Annotated in this window: 21 protein-coding genes; 18 read left to right on the plus strand and 3 right to left on the minus strand. The window is 72.9% G+C overall.

Annotation, left to right across the window (positions count from 1 at the left end):
- Window positions 1–91 precede the first annotated feature (91 nt).
- From ACIOC0_RS35770 to ACIOC0_RS35780, 3 genes are all read left to right on the plus strand, one after another.
- A complete protein-coding gene (locus ACIOC0_RS35770; RefSeq protein WP_130443296.1) occupies window positions 92–259 on the plus strand; it encodes a hypothetical protein in 168 nt (55 codons plus the stop codon).
- Window positions 260–279: 20 nt separating this feature from the next.
- Complete coding sequence (locus ACIOC0_RS35775; protein WP_130443294.1) at window positions 280–546, plus strand: DUF4190 domain-containing protein; 267 nt, start codon at window positions 280–282, stop codon at window positions 544–546.
- Window positions 547–680: 134 nt separating this feature from the next.
- Entirely contained in the window at window positions 681–1,850 is a 1,170-nt protein-coding gene (locus ACIOC0_RS35780; protein WP_130443292.1) for a cysteine desulfurase family protein, read from the plus strand.
- 13 nt (window positions 1,851–1,863) lie between these two features.
- Here ACIOC0_RS35780 and ACIOC0_RS35785 read toward each other — a convergent pair whose 3' ends face one another.
- Window positions 1,864–2,553, minus strand: coding sequence for an N-acetylmuramoyl-L-alanine amidase (locus tag ACIOC0_RS35785; RefSeq protein ID WP_402160372.1), 690 nt, complete (start codon window positions 2,551–2,553; stop codon window positions 1,864–1,866).
- Between the two features lie 129 nt (window positions 2,554–2,682).
- On the opposite strand from ACIOC0_RS35785, the gene mnmA reads away from it, so the two are divergent.
- A complete protein-coding gene (gene mnmA, locus ACIOC0_RS35790) occupies window positions 2,683–3,813 on the plus strand; it encodes a tRNA 2-thiouridine(34) synthase MnmA (RefSeq protein WP_402160375.1) in 1,131 nt (376 codons plus the stop codon).
- Between the two features lie 16 nt (window positions 3,814–3,829).
- On the opposite strand, the gene ACIOC0_RS35795 is transcribed toward mnmA, so the two are convergent.
- Window positions 3,830–4,612, minus strand: a complete 783-nt coding sequence (locus ACIOC0_RS35795) for an alpha/beta fold hydrolase (protein ID WP_402160377.1) — start codon at window positions 4,610–4,612, stop codon at window positions 3,830–3,832.
- Between the two features lie 119 nt (window positions 4,613–4,731).
- Here ACIOC0_RS35795 and ACIOC0_RS35800 point away from each other — a divergent pair, with 119 nt between their 5' ends.
- The 5 genes from ACIOC0_RS35800 (at window position 4,732) to ACIOC0_RS35820 (ending at window position 11,839) form a co-directional block, all read left to right on the plus strand.
- Window positions 4,732–5,295 (plus strand): TIGR00730 family Rossman fold protein, encoded by a 564-nt coding sequence (locus tag ACIOC0_RS35800; protein ID WP_402160379.1) that lies wholly within the window; start codon window positions 4,732–4,734, stop codon window positions 5,293–5,295.
- An 18-nt stretch (window positions 5,296–5,313) separates the two neighbouring features.
- Window positions 5,314–6,012 (plus strand): SDR family oxidoreductase, encoded by a 699-nt coding sequence (locus tag ACIOC0_RS35805; protein WP_402160381.1) that lies wholly within the window; start codon window positions 5,314–5,316, stop codon window positions 6,010–6,012.
- 59 nt (window positions 6,013–6,071) lie between these two features.
- Window positions 6,072–7,073, plus strand: coding sequence for a methionine synthase (locus ACIOC0_RS35810; protein WP_402160384.1), 1,002 nt, complete (start codon window positions 6,072–6,074; stop codon window positions 7,071–7,073).
- 15 nt (window positions 7,074–7,088) lie between these two features.
- Window positions 7,089–9,281, plus strand: a complete 2,193-nt coding sequence (ligA, locus tag ACIOC0_RS35815; RefSeq protein ID WP_402160387.1) for an NAD-dependent DNA ligase LigA — start codon at window positions 7,089–7,091, stop codon at window positions 9,279–9,281.
- Window positions 9,282–9,598: 317 nt separating this feature from the next.
- The gene (locus ACIOC0_RS35820) at window positions 9,599–11,839 is read left to right on the plus strand and encodes a putative bifunctional diguanylate cyclase/phosphodiesterase (RefSeq protein ID WP_402160390.1); all 2,241 of its coding nucleotides are present in this window, start codon (window positions 9,599–9,601) and stop codon (window positions 11,837–11,839) included.
- 16 nt (window positions 11,840–11,855) lie between these two features.
- Here the strand turns inward: ACIOC0_RS35820 and ACIOC0_RS35825 are convergent, their stop codons facing one another.
- On the minus strand, window positions 11,856–12,440 hold the full coding sequence (locus tag ACIOC0_RS35825) for a TetR/AcrR family transcriptional regulator (protein WP_130443274.1): 585 nt from the start codon (window positions 12,438–12,440) through the stop codon (window positions 11,856–11,858).
- Window positions 12,441–12,529: 89 nt separating this feature from the next.
- Here ACIOC0_RS35825 and ACIOC0_RS35830 point away from each other — a divergent pair, with 89 nt between their 5' ends.
- The 9 genes from ACIOC0_RS35830 to ACIOC0_RS35870 all read left to right on the plus strand — a co-directional run bounded on the left by ACIOC0_RS35830 (window position 12,530) and on the right by ACIOC0_RS35870 (window position 18,690).
- The gene (locus tag ACIOC0_RS35830) at window positions 12,530–12,901 is read left to right on the plus strand and encodes a DUF4267 domain-containing protein (RefSeq protein ID WP_402160392.1); all 372 of its coding nucleotides are present in this window, start codon (window positions 12,530–12,532) and stop codon (window positions 12,899–12,901) included.
- Window positions 12,902–12,995: 94 nt separating this feature from the next.
- Entirely contained in the window at window positions 12,996–13,292 is a 297-nt protein-coding gene (gene gatC, locus ACIOC0_RS35835) for an Asp-tRNA(Asn)/Glu-tRNA(Gln) amidotransferase subunit GatC (protein WP_095936815.1), read from the plus strand.
- Window positions 13,293–13,297: 5 nt separating this feature from the next.
- Window positions 13,298–14,791: an Asp-tRNA(Asn)/Glu-tRNA(Gln) amidotransferase subunit GatA gene (gene gatA / locus ACIOC0_RS35840; RefSeq protein ID WP_389039012.1), complete on the plus strand. Its 1,494-nt coding sequence runs from the start codon at window positions 13,298–13,300 to the stop codon at window positions 14,789–14,791.
- Window positions 14,788–15,027, plus strand: coding sequence for a hypothetical protein (locus ACIOC0_RS35845; RefSeq protein ID WP_130443268.1), 240 nt, complete (start codon window positions 14,788–14,790; stop codon window positions 15,025–15,027). Before gatA ends, ACIOC0_RS35845 begins: the two co-directional genes overlap by 4 nt.
- Before the next feature lie 15 nt (window positions 15,028–15,042).
- Window positions 15,043–16,557 (plus strand): Asp-tRNA(Asn)/Glu-tRNA(Gln) amidotransferase subunit GatB, encoded by a 1,515-nt coding sequence (gene gatB / locus ACIOC0_RS35850; RefSeq protein WP_351098887.1) that lies wholly within the window; start codon window positions 15,043–15,045, stop codon window positions 16,555–16,557.
- Between the two features lie 117 nt (window positions 16,558–16,674).
- Window positions 16,675–17,001, plus strand: coding sequence for a hypothetical protein (locus ACIOC0_RS35855; RefSeq protein ID WP_402160397.1), 327 nt, complete (start codon window positions 16,675–16,677; stop codon window positions 16,999–17,001).
- Window positions 17,002–17,081: 80 nt separating this feature from the next.
- The gene (locus tag ACIOC0_RS35860; RefSeq protein WP_402160400.1) at window positions 17,082–17,657 is read left to right on the plus strand and encodes a GNAT family N-acetyltransferase; all 576 of its coding nucleotides are present in this window, start codon (window positions 17,082–17,084) and stop codon (window positions 17,655–17,657) included.
- A 35-nt stretch (window positions 17,658–17,692) separates the two neighbouring features.
- Window positions 17,693–18,265 (plus strand): hypothetical protein, encoded by a 573-nt coding sequence (locus ACIOC0_RS35865; RefSeq protein ID WP_402160401.1) that lies wholly within the window; start codon window positions 17,693–17,695, stop codon window positions 18,263–18,265.
- Between the two features lie 233 nt (window positions 18,266–18,498).
- Window positions 18,499–18,690, plus strand: a complete 192-nt coding sequence (locus ACIOC0_RS35870; RefSeq protein WP_402160404.1) for a hypothetical protein — start codon at window positions 18,499–18,501, stop codon at window positions 18,688–18,690.
- Window positions 18,691–18,700: the final 10 nt, after the last annotated feature.

The raw sequence follows: 18,700 nt of genomic DNA on the forward strand, positions 1-18,700 counted from the left end.
GCAAGTCGGGAGGCACGGTAGACTCAAGAGTCAGTGAACAACTGTAACTACAACTGTTCACCGAAACTTCACGAAGGGGGATCCCGTTCCCATGCTGTTCCTCGTCGCCGCACTGCTGCTGCTCGGCGTCGTCCTGGGCACCGTCGCCCACGCGCCGCTGGGCTTCTCGCTCGCCGCCGCCGCCGTGATCGCCGCCTGGCTCGGCATCTTCGCGCTCCGCGAGCGCCACGGCCGCCGGCACCACACCTCGTCCCACTGACCGGAAGGAGCAGAACGACCATGCAGCTCACCGCACCGGCCTCCCGCCGCACGGGCGTCCGCGACACCGACGGCATGGCCGTCGCGTCCTTCGTCCTGGGCCTCGTCGGCCTCCTCGTCCTGAACGTGTTCCTCGGACCCGTCGCGATCGTCCTGGCGTCCGTGGCCCTCTGGCGGGGCACCAAGCGCCGTGGCCGTGCCTGGCTCGGCCTCTCCCTGGGCGTCGCCGACCTGATCGTCCTGATCGCCTTCATGCAGGCCGACGCGACCGTCTCCTGGAACTTCTGACCCAGGCCGACGGCCCCCCGCGCGCCCGCGCGGCGGCCACCCGCCGAGACGGCCCGCCCCCACCGCCGTGGGCAGCCGCTCCGGACCACCGTGGCACGAGGCACCGCGGCCCCGCCCCGTAGAATCGCCTCACCATGGCATACCTCGACCACGCCGCGACCACTCCCATGCTCCCGGAGGCGGCAGAGGCACTGACCGCCCACCTGGGCGTCACCGGCAACGCCTCCTCCCTGCACGCGTCCGGCCGCCAGGCCCGCCGCACGGTCGAGGAGTCCCGCGAGACCCTCGCGGAGTCGCTGGGCGCCCGCCCGAGCGAGGTGGTCCTCACCTCCGGCGGCACCGAGGCCGACAACCTCGCCGTCAAGGGCCTGTACTGGGCCCGCCGGGACGCCGACCCCGCCCGCACCCGCGTCCTCGCCAGTCCCGTGGAGCACCATGCGGTCCTCGACGCCGTGCACTGGCTCGGCGAGCACGAGGGCGCCACCGTCGAATACCTCCCCGTCGACGCCCACGGCAGGGTCCACCCCGACGCCCTCCGCGAAGCGATCGCCCGCGACCCCTCCGACGTCGCCCTCGCCACCGTCATGTGGGCGAACAACGAGATCGGCACCCTCATGCCGGTCCGTGAACTCGCCGAGACCGCAGCCGAGTTCGACGTCCCCCTGCACGCCGACGCCGTCCAGGCCTTCGGTCAGGTGCCCGTCGACTTCGCCGCTTCGGGTCTCGCCGCGATGACCGTGTCCGGCCACAAGATCGGCGGCCCCTACGGCATCGGCGCGCTCCTGCTCGGCCGTGAGTACACGCCCGTACCCGTGCTGCACGGCGGCGGCCAGGAACGGCACGTCCGCTCCGGCACCCTCGACGTCCCCGCCATCGCCTCCTTCGCCGTCGCCGGCCGCCTCGCCGCCGAACAGCGCGAGTGGTTCGCCCACGAGATCGGCGCCCTGCGCGACTCGCTGATCGACGCCGTCCGCACCGCCGTCCCGGACGCGATCCTCGGCGGCGACCCCGCGCCCGAGGGCCGGCTCCCCGCCAACGCCCACTTCACCTTCCCCGGCTGCGAGGGCGACTCCCTGCTGCTGCTCCTGGACGCCCAGGGCATCGAGTGCTCCACCGGCTCCGCTTGCACCGCCGGCGTCGCCCAGCCCAGCCACGTCCTCCTCGCCACCGGCACCGATCCCGACCTCGCCCGCGGCACCCTCCGCTTCTCCCTCGGCCACACCTCCACCGAGGCCGACGTCGAAGCGGTCGCCGAGGCCATCGGCCCCGCCGTGGAACGCGCCCGCGCGGCAGGACTCACCTGAGGGCCGCCCGGCCTCACGCCGCCGCGGTGTGCGCCTCCCGGACGAGTCTCAGATACCGGTCCCAGTCCCAGTGCTCGCCGGGATCGGTGTGATCCGTCCCCGGCACCTCCACGTGCCCGATGATGTGCTCGCGGTCCACGGGTATGCCGTAGCGCCGGCAGATCCCCGCCGTCAGCCGCGCCGACGCCGCGTACATCGCTTCCGTGAAGTCCCGCGGGCGGTCCACGAAGCCCTCGTGCTCGATGCCGATGCTCCGCTCGTTGTACGACCGGTTGCCCGCGTGGTACGCCACGTCCAGCTCGCGGATCATCTGCGTGACACGGCCGTCCTGACGGACGATGTAGTGGGCGGCCGCCTTGTGCGACGGGTCCTGGAAGACCTTCACCGCGCTCGCGAAGTCCCCCTGCGTGACATGGACGACCACCCGGTCGATGCCGTAGTCGTCCGGCCGGTCGGCCCGGCGGTAGTTCGCCTCCGACGCCGCCACCCACCCCGCGCCGTGGAAGTCGACCGCACCCTCCACCCGGGGCTTCTCCACTCCCGGCGCCCGCCACCACAGCCGGGCCAGCTCCTCACGCGCCAGCGCCGCCGAACCGGCCGCCGCCGCCAGCCCGCCCACCAGCAGGGCCCGTCGCCCCAGCCGCCGGTCGCCGTCCTTGCCGTTCGCCCCCATACGCCCGCCCTGCCCCTCTGAATCCCTCATCCGCACCTCGACGCGCCCACCCGGACCGCCATGTCCGGCCCGCGGGCCCCCACCCGCACCGGGCCCTCGAACACTTCCAACGGATACGCACGGGCTCCGGTTCCCCGCGACCCGTACCCTGGAAGGGTTATGACTGAGACCTCGCAGCGCCCCCGCCCCCTCCGCGTACTCGCCGCCATGTCGGGCGGGGTCGACTCAGCCGTCGCCGCCGCCCGCGCAGCGGAAGCCGGCCACGACGTCACGGGCGTCCACCTCGCGCTCTCCGCCAACCCGCAGTCGTTCCGCACGGGCGCGCGGGGCTGTTGCACCATCGAGGACTCCCGCGACGCCCGCCGCGCCGCCGACGTCATCGGCATCCCGTTCTACGTCTGGGATCTCGCCGACCGCTTCCGCGAGGACGTCGTCGAGGACTTCGTCGCCGAGTACGAGGCCGGCCGCACCCCGAACCCCTGCCTGCGCTGCAACGAGAAGATCAAGTTCGCCGCGCTCCTCGACAAGGCGCTCGCGCTCGGCTTCGACGCGGTCTGCACGGGCCACTACGCCCAGGTGATCGTCCGCGAGGACGGCACCCGCGAGCTGCACCGCGCCTCCGACATGGCCAAGGACCAGTCCTACGTCCTCGGTGTCCTCGACGACAAGCAGCTCGCCCACGCGCTGTTCCCCCTCGGCGACACCGTGACCACGAAGGAAGAGATCCGCGCCGAGGCCGAGCGGCGCGGACTCGCCGTCGCCAAGAAGCCCGACTCGCACGACATCTGCTTCATCGCCGACGGCGACACCCGGGGCTTCCTCGCCCGCCGCCTCGGCCGGGCCGAGGGCGACATCGTCGACGAGGCCGGCAACAAGATCGGCACGCACGAGGGCGCGTACGGCTTCACCATCGGCCAGCGCAAGGGGCTCCGGATCGGCACCCCGGCCGCCGACGGCAAGCCGCGCTACGTCCTGGACATCTCGCCGGTGAACAACACGGTGACCGTCGGCCCCGCCGACGCCCTCGACGTCACGGGCCTGACGGCGATCAAGCCCCGCTGGTGCGGCACGGCCCCCGACGGCCCCGGCGTCTACACCGCCCAGCTGCGCGCCCACGGCGGCGAGACCGAGGTGAGCGCCGAACTCGTCGACGGCACCCTGAACGTCGCCTTCACCGAGCCGGTCCGCGGCGTGGCCCCCGGCCAGGCGATCGTCCTGTACGACGGCACGCGCGTGGTGGGCTCGGCGACGATCGCGTCGACCACGCGCGCGACGACCGCGGCGGTGTGACGCCCCGAGGAGTCGGTCAGGGCGTCAGGAACTCCGTGAGGACCGGCGCCAGGACGTTCGGGTCCACCATGTGCGTCTGGCCCTCCAGCGTCCGCTGCGCGCCCCGGGGGACCGCCCGCGCGACCTCCTCCACGGCCCTGCGCAGCCACGGCGGGCTCTCCGAGCCCGCCACGGCCAGCACCGGCACGCCGACCGCGGCCAGCAGCTCCCGGGGCAGCAGCCCGTCGCCCATCACTGCGTCGTCGTAGGCGAGGGTCGGGGCCATCGCCTCCATCGCCGCCCACATCGGCGACTGGCGTGCGCCCTCGATCACCGCCTCTGCGAGGCCCGTCAGCCGCAGGAACGACTCGACCGCGTCACCCCGCCGGTCCGCAGCCAGCGCCTCGGTCAACCGCGCGGTGTAGGCGGCACGCTCCTGTGCGCCGTGCTCGGAGAAGTCCGCGTACGGCGTCTCGTACACCGCCACCCGGCTCACCGGCAGTCCGCTCGCCGCCGCCCGGAGCGCCAGCGCGCCGCCCGAGGAGACGCCGTACAACGCCGCCTCCCCGCCCACCGCGTCGATCAGCGCAGCCAGGTCCTCCACCTCGCGCTCCACTGCGTACGGCGCCGTGTCACCGCTCTCGCCACGGCCCCGGCGGTCGTACCACAGGGCGGTGAAGCGGTGGGCGAGGAGCCCGGCCAGCGGCGCCACCGTGCCGCCCGTCGACATCGCCCCGCTGACCAGGATGACCGCGGGCCCCCGCCCCGCGCGCGTGTACGCGAGCTCGGTGCCGTCGCGCGAAAAGGTCTTCTCGTCCATGCCTGTGCACACTGCCGCACGGCACGGCGGCGAGCGCTCTGCGACACCTCGCGTTCCGAAGAACAGGCACCCCGGGGACGCCCGCCCGCCCGGATCCGGGGCCCACGTACGGTGGCGGCATGCGTATATGCGTCTTCCTCTCCGCCGCCGACCTCGACGACCGCTACACCGGCCCCGCGCGCGAGTTCGCGCGGCTGCTCGGCACGGGCGGGCACACCCTCGTGTGGGGCGGCTCGGACGTCGGCCTGATGAAGGTGGTCGCCGACGGGGTCCAGGAGGCGGGCGGACGGCTGTGCGGGGTGTCGGTGGACTTCCTCGTGGCCACGGCGCGGTCGGGGGCCGACGAGATGGTCGTCGCGCGGGACCTGGCCGAGCGCAAGCGGCTGCTGCTGGAGAAGGCCGACGCGGTGGTGATCATGGTGGGCGGGACCGGGACGCTGGACGAGGCCACCGAGATCCTGGAGCTGAAGAAGCACGGCCACACGGACATGCCGGTGGTCCTGCTGAACACCGCCGGCTTCTACGACGGGCTCGAGCAGCAGTTCCGGCGCATGGAGGCCGAGGGTTTCCTGCCCCGTCCCCTGAGCGACCTGATGTTCTTCGCGCAGGAGCCGGCGGGGGCGCTGGCCCACCTGGAGGCCGTGACGTCGGCGGCTGCCGGGGCGGGCCAGGGCGTCGGGTGAGCCCACGGTGATGCGAGCATGGCGGGCATGGCTACTCATGTGATCACCGGGGCCGGTTCCGGCATCGGCGCGGCCGTCGCCCGCCGTCTCCACGAGCGCGGCGACCAACTCGTGCTGCACGCGCGCGACGCGGGACGGGCGAAGGAACTGGCGGCCCGGTTCCCCGGGGCGCGGACGCTCGTCGGCGACCTCGCCGACCCCGACCGGCTGTCCTGGGCCTTCTCGCACCAGACGCTGCCGGAACGGGTGGACAGCCTGCTGCACATCGCGGGCGTCGTCGACCTCGGCCCGGTGGGGGAGCTGACGCCCAAGACCTGGCGCCATCAGCTCAACGTCAACCTCATCGCGCCCGCGGAGCTGACCCGGCACTTCCTCCCGCAGCTGCGGACAGCACGCGGGCACGTGGTGTTCGTGAACTCCGGGGCGGGGCTGAACGCCCACGCCGACTGGTCCGCCTACGCCGCCTCCAAGCACGGCCTGAAGGCCCTCGCGGACTCCCTGCGTCACGAGGAGCACGCGGGTGGCGTGCGCGTCACGTCGGTCTACCCCGGGCGAACGGCCAGTCCGATGCAGGCCAAGGTGCACCGGCAGGAGGGCAAGGAGTACGACCCCGACCGCTGGATCGACCCCGAGTCGGTGGCGACGGCCATCCTCACGGCGATCGACCTGCCGAGGGACGCGGAGATCAACGACCTGACGGTACGGCCGGGCCGCTGACGGGCCCACCGGGGTGAGGACGTTCAGCCCGTCCGGGCGGGACTCCGTAGGCTTCTCGCGTGAACGCAACTTTCAGTTTCGGCTCCGCCACCGGCGTCGGGTCCCTGCCCGGCGGCGACGCCAGAGAGGCCGCGAAGACAGCCACCGGCTCCTTCGAGGGCTTCCCCTTCCTCGCCGAACTCCCCGCCAGAGGCCCCGGCGCCGACATGATCGGCCGTACCGCAGGCCTCCTCGTGGAGCTCTACGCGCGCGTCGAGCCCAGCGGCTGGCGCATCGGCGACCATCCCGGCCGGGACGCCAGACGGGCCAGGTCATGGCTGGGGGAGGACCTCGACGCGCTGGAGGAGTTCACACAGGACTACCAGGGTCCCCTGAAGGTCCAGGCCGTCGGCCCCTGGACCCTCGCCGCCGGCCTGGAACTGCGCAACGGCGAGGCCGCCCTCTCCGACCCCGGCGCCGTACGCGACCTGTCCGCCTCCCTCGTGGAAGGCCTGCGCCTGCACCTCGCCGAGGTACGGCGCCGCGTCCCCGGCGCCGACCTCGTCCTCCAGCTCGACGAGCCCTCCCTCACCGCCGTCCTGCGCGGCCGGGTGCGGTCCGCCAGCGGCTACCGCACCCACCGGGCCGTGGACCGGCAGCTCGTCGAGGCGACGCTGCGGGACGTCGTCGGGGTGCACGCCGGGGGGCCCGTCGTGGTCCACTCGTGCGCGCCGGACGTGCCGTTCGCGCTGCTGCGCCGGGCCGGGGCCGCGGCGGTCTCCTTCGACTTCTCCCTTCTCACCGAACGTGACGACGACGCGATCGGCGAGGCGGTGGAAGCGGGCACCCGGCTGTTCGCCGGTGTCGTGCCCGGCACGGACACCGCATTGTCAGACCCTGCCGGTAGCGTCATGGGTGTCAGGACGTTGTGGCGCAGGCTGGGCCTGCGACCGGGGCTGCTCGCGGAAACGGTCACGGTCACGCCGGCGTGCGGCCTCGCGGGGGCTTCCCCGGGGTACGCGCGACAGGCGCTCGCCCACTGCGCCCGGGCGGCGAGATCACTCGCGGACAACCCAGAGTAACGGGAGGACGACACGGTGGCCGGCGACAGGCAAGCGGAGACGGCGGTGCCCAGCGAGGCACGGGAGCAGCACGCGCAGCTCGCCGAGCAGATCGAGGAGCACCGCTTCCGCTATTACGTGAAGGACGCTCCCGTCATCAGCGACGCGGAGTTCGACCGGCTCCTGCGCACCCTGGAGGCGCTGGAGGAGCGGTATCCGGAGCTGCGCACGCCCGACTCGCCGACCCAGAAGGTCGCGGGCGCGTACGCCACGGAGTTCACGGCGGTCCAGCACCGCGAGCGGATGCTCTCTCTGGACAACGCCTTCGACGATCTGGAGCTGGCCGCCTGGGCGGAGCGCGTCCACAAGGACGTGGGCGCGTCCGTGTACCACTTCCTGTGCGAGCTGAAGGTCGACGGCCTGGCCGTCAACCTCACGTATGAGAACGGCCGGCTCACGCGCGCGGCGACCCGCGGCGACGGCCGCACCGGCGAGGACATCACGCCCAACGTGCGCACCATCGCGGAGATCCCCGAGCGGCTCTCCGGGGACGGCGTGCCCACGCTCGTGGAGATCCGCGGCGAGGTCTACTTCCCGATGGAGAAGTTCGAGGAGCTCAACGCCCGCCTCGTCGCGGCGGGCGACAAGCCCTTCGCCAACCCGCGCAACGCGGCGGCCGGTTCGCTGCGCCAGAAGGACCCGCGCGTCACCGCCACCCGCCCCCTGCACATGGTCGTGCACGGCATCGGCGCCCTGGAGGGCTACGAAGGGCTGACCCGCCTGTCCGAGGCCTACGACCTGCTGAAGTCCTGGGGCCTGCCCACCTCGCCGCACAACAGGGTGGTCGACGGGCTCGACGGCGTACGGGAGTTCATCGCCTACTACGGCGAGAACCGCCATTCGGTGGCGCACGAGATCGACGGGGTCGTCGTCAAGCTCGACGAGATCCCCCTCCAGGGCCGGCTCGGCTCCACCTCCCGCGCGCCGCGCTGGGCGATCGCGTACAAGTACGCGCCGGAGGAGGTCAACACCAAGCTCGTCAACATCCGTGTGGGCGTGGGCCGTACGGGCCGCGTGACGCCGTACGCCCAGGTCGAGCCGGTGACGGTGGCCGGCTCGGAGGTCGAGTTCGCGACGCTGCACAACCAGGACGTCGTCAAGGCCAAGGGCGTCCTCATCGGGGACACGGTGGTGCTGCGCAAGGCCGGTGACGTCATCCCGGAGATCCTCGGCCCGGTGGCGGACCTGCGCGACGGCAGCGAGCGGGAGTTCGTGATGCCGTCCGAGTGCCCCGAGTGCGGTACGGCTCTGCGGCCCATGAAGGAGGGCGACGTCGACCTGCGCTGCCCCAACGCCCGCACGTGCCCCGCCCAGTTGCGCGAGCGGCTGTACTACCTGGCCGGCCGCAAGGCTCTCGACATCGAGCACTTCGGCTATGTCTCCGCGGCCGCCCTCACCAAGCCGCTGGAGCCGAGCGACCCGCCGCTGGTCGACGAGGGCGACCTGTTCGACCTCACCATCGAGCGGCTGCTGCCGATCAGGGCGTACGTCCTGGACCAGGACAGCGGTCTGCCCAAGCGCGACCCGAAGACCGGCGAGGAGAAGGTCGCCACGGTCTTCGCCAACCAGCAGGGCGAGCCGAAGAAGAACGCCGTCGCCATGCTGGAGAACATCGCGGCCGCCAGGGAGCGCCCGCTCGCGCGCGTCCTGACCGGTCTGTCGATCCGGCACGTGGGGCCGGTCGCCGCGGAGGCGCTCGCGCGGGAGTTCCGCTCCATCGACCGCATCCAGGCCGCGAGCGAGGAGGAACTCGCCGGCACCGAGGGCGTCGGCCCGATCATCGCCGCCTCCCTCAAGGAGTGGTTCGCCGAGGACTGGCACCAGGAGATCCTGCGCAAGTGGAAGGCCGCCGGAGTGCGCATGGAGGAGGAGAGCTCCGGCGAGGACGAGGGGCCGCGTCCCCTGGAAGGCCTCACCGTCGTCGTCACCGGCACCCTGGTGCACTTCACCCGGGACGGCGCGAAGGACGCACTGCAGAGCCGTGGCGCGAAGGTGACCGGATCGGTGTCGAAGAAGACGTCGTTCGTCGTGGTGGGTGACAGCCCCGGATCGAAGTACGACAAGGCGATGCAGCTCAAGGTGCCCGTCCTGAACGAGGACGGCTTCACCGTCCTCCTCGAACAGGGGCCCGAAGCGGCCACCGAGGCGGCCCTCCCGGCCGAGGGGTAGCACGGGACGCCGGCCGAAGACCCGGTTCCAGGAGCGGTTGAAGGCCACTCGATCGGCGCATACCAGATGCATACGGGTGGCCGGGGCGCATTCGGGCAACCGTCGACGACCGCTGCCCGTGGAAGCCGACCGCGGCCTACTGTTGAGGTGTGCGCCTGCCGTGCCCCGCAGCGGTCGGCGCATCCCCGTGAAAGACCCCGGAGCCCCGACGGGCCCGCCGGGACCGGGGTGAAGGGCTTTCCGACGCGGCGCCGCCCGGGCATCGCCGGGCGGCGGGCCGCGGGGCGTGGGCACCGCCGGCTGTGAGAGGGACGGGAATGGAACCGACCGAAAGCGCCGCCCCCGACTCAGGGCTGCGCCGGCGCCGGGCCGCCGGCGTCTGGTGGGGCAGCCGGTGGGTGGCGTGGACAGCGCCGCCCGAGAGCGCGCGGGCGCGCACCGGGACACCGCACGGCTCCATGACCTCCTGCGCCTCCGCCGCACCGCCGGCCGGGTCCGCGCCCCGGTTGCCCGGCGGCGGGGCCGAGCACCGGCCGCCCTGGCCGGTACTGCCCATGGTGATGGTCTCGGCCGCCGCACTCGCCCTCGGCGCCGGCTTCTACCGCGCCTTCACCGGCCACCACGCCCTCTTCCCGTCCGGTGCGGCCGGCTGGTCGCTGGCCCTGCTGACCGGCGTCGTCGTCGGCCATCTGGTCATGCTCGGCCGGGCCCGCTGGTGGGGCGGCACCGGATCCGGCGCCGCCCTCACCCTCGCCGTCCTGCTGCTCTACGGCTGGCTGCCCGCCGGACTGGTCAGCCTCACCGTCGTCGTCCTCGTCGGCGTGGCCCGGCGCCACCGCTGGCGACAGGGTGTCCTGCACGGCGCGGTCGACATCCTCGGCATCGGCTGCGCCGCGCTGCTGCTGGCGGCCTGCGGGCGGCTGCCGTCCGTCGAGCGCCCCTGGGCCCCCGACACCTGGACGCCGTACACCGCGCCCCAGGTGGCGCTGGTCGCCGTCGCCTATCTCTCGGTCACCCGCGTCCTGCTGTGGTACCTGAACGCGCCGCGCTCCGGCGGTCTGCCCACCGTCGCCCGCACGGCCCTGGTCCGCCAGGGGCTGGTGGCGGTCGCGCTGCTCGGCATAGCCCCGCTGGTGTGCGTGGTGGCCATGGCGAAGCCGGTCCTGCTGCCGCTGTTCGCCATCCCGCTCATCGCCCTCGACTCCACCCTGTGGATGGCCCGCGCCCGGGCCGAGGAGCAGTTGCGCGACCCGCTGACCGGGCTGCCCAACCGCCAGTGGCTCGGGGAACGTATCTGGACCGCCCTGGACGACGCCGAACGCATCGGCGCCCGGGCCGCGCTGATGCTGATCGACCTGGACCGGTTCCGCTCGGTGAACGACACCCTCGGTCATCTGGCCGGGGACCGGCTGCTCCTGCAGATCGCCGACCGGCTGCGGCTCGCGCTGCCGCGGGGGGCCGAGGTCGCCCGGCTCGGCGGGGACGAGTTCGCCGTCTTACTGCCCGTGGCCGACTCCACGACCTCCGCGACCCGGGTCGCCCGCGGACTCGTCTCCGCCCTCAGCTCCCCCCTCGACCTCGACGGACTCACCCTCGTGCTGGAGGCCAGCGCCGGCGTCGCCGTCTTCCCCGACCACGCCCTCGACGCGGAGGGGCTGCTGCGGCGGGCCGACGTGGCGATGTACCAGGCCAAGCGGGACCGCACGGGCGTCGAGGTCTACGAGTCCAAGCGGGACTCCAACACCCCCGACCGCCTGGGCCTGCTGGGCGATCTGCGGCGCGCGCTCGACGCGCACGAGGTGCAGCTGCACTACCAGCCCAAGGTCCGCTTCGACGGGCAGGTCGCGGGCCTGGAGGCGCTGGTGCGGTGGGTGCACCCGGAGCGGGGAAAGGTTCCGCCGGACGAGTTCATAGCGATCGCGGAGTCCTCCGGACTGATGCCGCACCTCACCGAGTACGTGCTGGAGACGGCGCTCGGACAGGTCGCCGAGTGGCGCTCCCAGGGGCTGGATGTGCCGGTCGCGGTCAACGTCTCCCCGCGCGACGTGCACACCCCCGGCTTCGCCGGCTCCGTCGCGGCGCGGCTGGCCCGGCACGGGGTGCCCGCGGGTTCGCTCCAGCTCGAGATCACCGAGCATGTGCTGCTGGAGGATCCGCAGCGCGCCGCCGACACCCTGAACGGGCTGACCGCGCACGGCGTGAAGATGTCGCTGGACGACTTCGGCACCGGGTACTCCTCGCTGGTCCATCTGCGCCGGCTGCCGGTCAGCGAGCTCAAGATCGACCGTTCGTTCGTGGCCCGGCTGGCCGTCGACACGCAGGACGCGGAGATCGTCCGCTGCACGGTCGACCTCGCTCATTCGCTGGGCCTGCTCGTCGTCGCGGAGGGCGTCGAGGACGACGAGACGTGGGAGCGGTTGCGCGACCTCGGCTGCGACGCCGTACAGGGATGGCTGGTCGCGGCGGCGATGCCCCCGCCGGAGGCCACGGCCTGGCTCCTGGCCCGAGGCTCCCGAGGCTGGCAGCGGCCACGGGCGGCTCTGCCGGCCGCCGAGTGACTTCCCGCGGGTCCCGTCAGTCCGCCCGCGCCGAGAAGTGACCGATCAGCAGGGCCAGCCGCGTCTCGTGGGCGTGCTCGGGCAGACGGCCGCTGCGCATCAGGGTGACCAGCCCGTGCAGGCAGGCCCAGTACGTCTCCGCGAGGGCGCCGAGGTCGTCCCCGTCGGCCGCGATCGGCTGCACGGTCTGCAACAGTTCACCGAACGCCTCCTGCAGCGCTGCCGGGGCCTCCGGCGTCGCGAACGGCAGGTCCACGGTGAGCGTGAAGATGGCGTCGTAGAGGGCGGGCCGGCGCCGGGCGAACGCGGTGTACGCCTCGCCCACCGCCGTCAGGGCGGCCCGGGCGCCGTCGGCGGCCGTACGCGCCGCCCGTAGTTCGACGGCCAGGTCCGCGCAGCCCTGGACCGCGACCGCCGCCATGATGGCGTCCTTGCCCTTGAAGTGGCTGTAGAGGACCGGCTGGCTGTACTCGATCTCGGCGGCCAGCCGGCGGGTCGTCACCGCCTCCCAGCCCTCGGCCTCCGCCAGTTCCCGCGCGGCCGTGACGATCAACTGCTCGCGCTCCGCTCGTTCGCGCTCCCGGCGCGTCTGAATCGACATGCTTCCGATTCTAGCAGCGCTAGCCAACCTGTCGGCGCTCTGCTAGCTTCACTCTCATCCCTAGCGCTGCTAGCAAGGAGTGGAGAGACATGACCGTCGCCGCGTACACCCTCGCCGTCGTGCTCGACCTGTTCTGCCTGTACCTCGGCTACTGCTTCCTGTTCCGGCCCGCGTCCGCCGCCGCCGGCTACGGCGTCCCGGCCGACCCGTCCGGCGACGCCGGCGCCTTCCTCACCGTCAAGGGCCTCAGGGACGGCGCACTCGGCCTCGTCGGCCTGGCGCTGCTGGTCTTCGCGGGAGCGCGCCCCGAGGCCTGGTTCATGCTCTGCGTGGCGGTGGTGCCGCTCGCGGACACGCTGATCGTGCTGCGGCACGGCGGCACGAAGGCCACGGCGTTCGGCATCCACTTCGCGACCGCGGTCGTCGTACTGATCAGCGCCGCCCTGCTGTTCCTGCTCTGAGCGGGGCGCCCGCGCGAAACCGTTTCACGGTCACGGGCCGCCGCACCCTAGGATTGGCCCCACACCACACGCACTCACCCCAGAGGAACGCTGCATGCCTGGCATCACGCGCGAGGAGGTCGCCCACCTCGCCCGGCTGGCGCGTCTGGAGCTGAAGCCCGAAGAGCTCGACCACTTCGCGGGACAGCTGGACGACATCATCGGCGCGGTGGCCCGCGTCAGCGAGGTCGCCGACCAAGACGTACCGCCGACCTCGCACCCGCTCCCGCTGACGAACGTCATGCGCGTGGACGAGGTCCGTCCGTCGCTCACCCCCGAGCAGGCGCTCTCCGGCGCCCCGGCCCAGGAGCAGCAGCGTTTCAAGGTGCCGCAGATCCTGGGGGAGGACTAACAGCCATGACGGACATCATCAAGCTCACGGCCGCCGAGATCGCCGCGAAGATCGCCTCCGGCGAGCTCACGGCCGTGCAGGTCACCGAGGCCCACCTGGCCCGGATCGAGGCCGTCGACGAGAAGGTGCACGCCTTCCTGCACGTCGACCGCGAGGGCGCTCTCGCGCAGGCCCGCGCCGTCGACGAGAAGCGGGAGCGCGGCGAGAAGCTCGGCCCGCTGGCCGGCGTCCCCCTCGCGCTCAAGGACATCTTCACCACCGAGGGCATCCCGACGACCGTCGGCTCGAAGATCCTCGAAGGCTGGATCCCGCCGTACGACGCGACGCTCACCCGGCGGCTGAAGGCCGCCGACGTCGTCATCCTCGGCAAGACCAACATGGACGAGTTCGCCATGGGGTCGAGCACGGAGAACAGCGCCTACGGCCCGACCGGCAACCCCTGGGACCTCACCAAGATCCCCGGCGGCTCCGGCGGCGGCTCCTCCGCCGCGCTCGCCTCCTTCGAGGCCCCGCTCGCCATCGGCACCGACACCGGCGGCTCCATCCGCCAGCCGGCCGCCGTCACCGGCACGGTCGGCGTGAAGCCGACGTACGGCGCGGTGTCCCGCTACGGCATGGTCGCCTTCTCCAGCTCCCTCGACCAGGGCGGCCCCTGCGCCCGTACGGTCCTGGACGCGGCGCTGCTGCACGAGGTCATCGCCGGGCACGACCCGCTCGACTCCACCTCCATCGACGCCCCGGTCCCGCCGGTCGTCGAGGCCGCCCGCAACGGCAGCGTCGCCGGCATGCGCGTCGGCGTGGTCAAGCAGTTCCGCGGCGAGGGCTACCAGGCCGGCGTCATCCAGCGGTTCGACGAGTCCGTCGCGCTGCTCAAGGAGCTCGGCGCCGAGATCGTCGAGCTGGACTGCCCGTCCTTCGACCTCGCGCTCTCCGCGTATTACCTGATCGCGCCGTCCGAGTGTTCGTCCAACCTCGCCCGCTTCGACGGCCTGCGCTACGGCCTGCGGACCGGCGACGACGGCAACCACTCGGCCGAGGAGGTCACCTCCCTCACCCGTGAGGCGGGCTTCGGCCCCGAGGTCAAGCGCCGCATCATGCTCGGCACGTACGCCCTGAGCTCGGGCTACTACGACGCCTACTACGGCTCCGCGCAGAAGGTCCGCACGCTCATCACCCGCGACTTCGAGAAGGCCTTCGAGCAGGTCGACGTGATCGTCTCCCCGACGACGCCGACCACCGCCTTCGCGATCGGCGAGCGCGCCGACGACCCGATGGCGATGTACCTCGCCGACCTGTGCACCATCCCCACCAACCTGGCGGGCAACGCGGCCATGTCGCTGCCCTGCGGCCTCGCGCCGGAGGACAACCTCCCCGTCGGCCTGCAGATCATCGCCCCGGCCCTGAAGGACGACCGGCTGTACAAGGTCGGCGCCGCCGTCGAGGCCGCCTTCGTGGAAAGGTGGGGGCACCCGCTTCTCGAGGAGGCTCCGTCGTTGTGAGCGCACTGACCAAGGCCAAGAGCTTCAACAAGTCCAAGTCCGGTCTGTACCTGTCCATGGCCGGCACCGCGTTCGGCGCGCTCGGCGTCGCCAAGCGGCTCCGGAAGGCCCGTGCCGAGAACGACCTCCTGGTCGTGATCGACGCCACCGTGTCCGCCGCCGCCATCGTCACCGGCCTCGCCGTCCTGTACCGCGAGCTGAAGCGGCTGGGCGACGACGACGTCCTGCTGGGCTGAGAGGGAAAGTTCACCGTGACCACCACGACCGACCTGGTGTCGTACGAGGACGCGCTGGCGTCGTACGACCCCGTCATGGGCCTCGAGGTCCATGTCGAACTCGGCACCCGGACCAAGATGTTCTGCGGCTGCTCGACCTCGCTCGGCGCCGCCCCGAACACCCAGACCTGCCCGGTCTGCCTCGGCCTGCCCGGCGCGCTGCCGGTCGTCAACGCGACCGGCGTCGAGTCCGCGATCAAGATCGGCCTCGCGCTGAACTGCGAGATCGCCGAGTGGTGCCGCTTCGCCCGGAAGAACTACTTCTATCCGGACATGCCGAAGAACTTCCAGACCTCCCAGTACGACGAGCCGATCGCCTTCAACGGCTACCTCGACGTGCAGCTGGAGGACGGCGAGACCTTCCGCGTGGAGATCGAGCGCGCCCACATGGAGGAGGACACCGGCAAGTCGACCCACGTGGGCGGCGCCACCGGCCGCATCCACGGCGCCTCGCACTCGCTGCTGGACTACAACCGCGCCGGCATCCCGCTCATCGAGATCGTCACCAAGCCGATCGTCGGCGCGGGCGAGCGCGCTCCCGAGGTCGCCCGGGCGTACGTGCGTGAGCTGCGCGAGGTCATCCGCGCGCTCGGCGTCTCCGAGGCCCGCATGGAGATGGGCCAGATGCGCTGCGACGTCAACCTGTCGCTGATGCCCAAGGGCAGCGAGAAGTTCGGCACGCGCTCGGAGACGAAGAACGTGAACTCGCTGCGGTCCGTGGAGCGCGCGGCCCGCTTCGAGATCCAGCGGCATGCCGCCGTGCTCCAGAGCGGTGGCCTGATCGTCCAGGAGACCCGCCACTTCCACGAGGACACCGGGTCGACGACCTCGGGCCGGGTGAAGGAGGAGGCCGAGGACTACCGGTACTTCCCGGAGCCCGACCTCGTCCCCGTCGCCCCGTCCCGCGAGTGGGTCGAGGAGATCCGCTCCGCGCTGCCCGAGCTGCCGCTGGCCCGCCGCAACCGGCTGCTCGCCGAGTGGGGCATCTCCGCCACCGACATGCAGTCGATCACCAACGCCGGTGCTCTGGACCTGATCGTCGCCACGATCGACGCCGGCGCCGACGCGGCCTCCGCCCGCAAGTGGTGGATGGGCGAACTCGCGCGCAGCGCCAACGAGTCGGGCAAGGCGCTCGACGAGCTGGCGATCACCCCGGCGCAGGTCGCCCGGGTCGCCGAGCTCGTCGCGAAGGGCGACCTGAACGACAAGCTGGCCCGTCAGGTCATCGAGGGCGTCCTCGCGGGCGAGGGCACGCCGGACGAGGTCGTCGACAAGCGCGGCCTGAAGGTCGTCTCCGACGAGGGCGCGCTCACCGCCGCCGTCGAGGAGGCCATCGCCGGCAACCCGGGCATCGCGGACAAGATCCGTGGCGGCAAGGTGGCCGCGGCCGGCGCCCTGGTCGGCGCGGTCATGAAGGCCACCCGGGGCCAGGCCGACGCGGCCCGGGTCAAGGAGCTGATCCTGCAGCAGCTCGGCGTCACCGACGCCTGACCCGGCCCACGGGGTTTCGAAGGGGGACGCACCGACTCGGTGCGTCCCCCTTCGCACGCCCCGGCTTCGGCACCCCCCTGACCTGCCCCGTCATCGAAGGCGCTACGCTCGCGCGGCATGAGTGCACGACCCGACTCCGGCAGGCAGAGCGACGTGCAGGGCGGTACGGCCGTCGACGAGGACGAGGAGTACGGCGTCGAGGACGCCCGGCGCGCCCGCTGGACGGCGACCGGCACCGGCGCCCTGCTCACCCTGGCCGGCCTCGCGGCCTCGCTCCTGCGGCTGACCGGCCCCGCCCCCGCGCTCGTCCCCGCCGCGTACGCCCTCGGCGCCGCCGTCTGCGCGCTCGCCGCGCTCCTCGGCTCCCGCGGCCGCACCCGACGCGCACTGTGGCTGCTCATCGCCGGAGTGATGATCATGGCCGTCGGCGACCAGTCCGACTGACGCCGCGGCCCGGCCACGAGGACCGCCCGTGAGAGGCTCACCGAGGTCGGGGACGGTCTCACAGGAGGAGCGGCAGCAGGATGTACGCGATATCGCTGGGCGACGACGGAGCGGAACTGCGCCCACTGGAGCCCTGGCACGCCGAGGAGTTCCTCGCCCACCTGGAACGCGGCCGCGAGTTCATCAACCGGTTCGTGCCCTTCGGCTCGAAGGCCACCGACGTGGACACCGCCCGCGAGCTGCTCCAGCGGTACGCCGACATGCGTGCCGCGGACACCGCCTCCCTGCACGGCCTGTGGCTGGACGGCCGGCTCGTCGGCGGCGTGCTGTTCCTGAACTTCGACGCCGAGCAGGGCAACTGCGAGGTCGGCTGCTGGCTGGAGCCCGCGGGCACCGGGCGCGGACTGGTCACCCGCGCCATGCGGGTGCTGATCGACTTCGCCGTCGAGCAGCGCGGCGTCCACCGCGTCGAATGGATCGCCTCCGCGGGGAACGAGCCCAGCCTGAACGTCGCCCGCCGGCTGGGGATGACCCGGGACGGCGTACGGCGGGAGGCCTATCCCCATCACGGGGTGCGGCACGATCTCGAGACCTGGTCCGTGCTGGCCCCCGAATGGCGTGCCGCACGCGCGCGTGGCGCTCACAGCGGACGTTAAGAAACCTCTCAGACAGCGTCCGTACGGTGCGGGACATGGCAACCAGGACTGAAGACGAGACCGGCGTCACGACGGGCGCCGAAGCGGCCGAGAAGAAGGCCGACGGCCCGGGCCGCGAGACGCCGGCCGAGGTCGCAGAGAACACGCCCCACGCGGCGGACGACACCGACGGCGAAGCGACCGCACAGGCGGGCGGCGCCCCGGCCGCCGGACCCTCCGGGGTCGGCCAGGGCGCCGGCGCGGTGGTGTCGGTCGTGCTCGGCCTGGCGTCCCTGAACGGCGGCTGGCTCGGTACCGTCGCCGCCGCCCGCCAGACCCTCATCGGCCAGCTGGAGACCTCCTCGCGCGCCGGCGTGGCCCAGCAGATCCAGGCCGTCTACGGCGACGCCTGGCAGGCCACCGCCCTGTGGGCCGGCGTGTTCGCGCTGGCCGCGCTCGTCACCGGCTTCGTCGTGCTCGCCCGGCCCGCGTTCGGCGCGCCCGGCAGGCCGCAGGCGCCGTGGATCAAGTCGGTCGCCTGGGCGGGCGTCACGGTCGGCGTGATCGGCCTGCTGCTGGCCGTCCTGAAGTACACCGGCATCCTGTTCGGGCTGCCGTCCGCGAGCTGAGCGCCGCGCCCGGCTCACCGGACGACCGAGCGACGACAAGGGGCCTCAGGCCCGGCCGTAAGCGCCTTACGGCCGGGCCTGAGGCCCCTTACGCGCGTCTGAGGCCCCCCGAGCGGCCCGAAGATGCGGAACCCTCCCGATGTGACGGACCCCCCTGGCCCAGGAAGGTGGAGGCATCGCGGCGGACTGCGCCGCGACAGCAGCCCCGACCACCGGCATTCCAGGGGGACACCGTGTTCGAGTACACCCACCAGCAGGTCCGTGCCGCCGAACTGATCCGTCGGGCCGACGACGAGCGGCTCGCCCGCGAGGCCGTCCGCGCCCGCCGCGCCGCCCGCCGCGAGGCCGCCGAACGCGCCCGCGCCGGCGACGGCGCGCCCCGCGACGGCCGCCCGCGCCGACTCCGGTCCACCCGGACCGCGTGAGCGCCGGCCG

It is taken from the genome of Streptomyces sp. NPDC088254, from assembly GCF_044740925.1.
GTDB lineage: Bacteria > Actinomycetota > Actinomycetes > Streptomycetales > Streptomycetaceae > Streptomyces.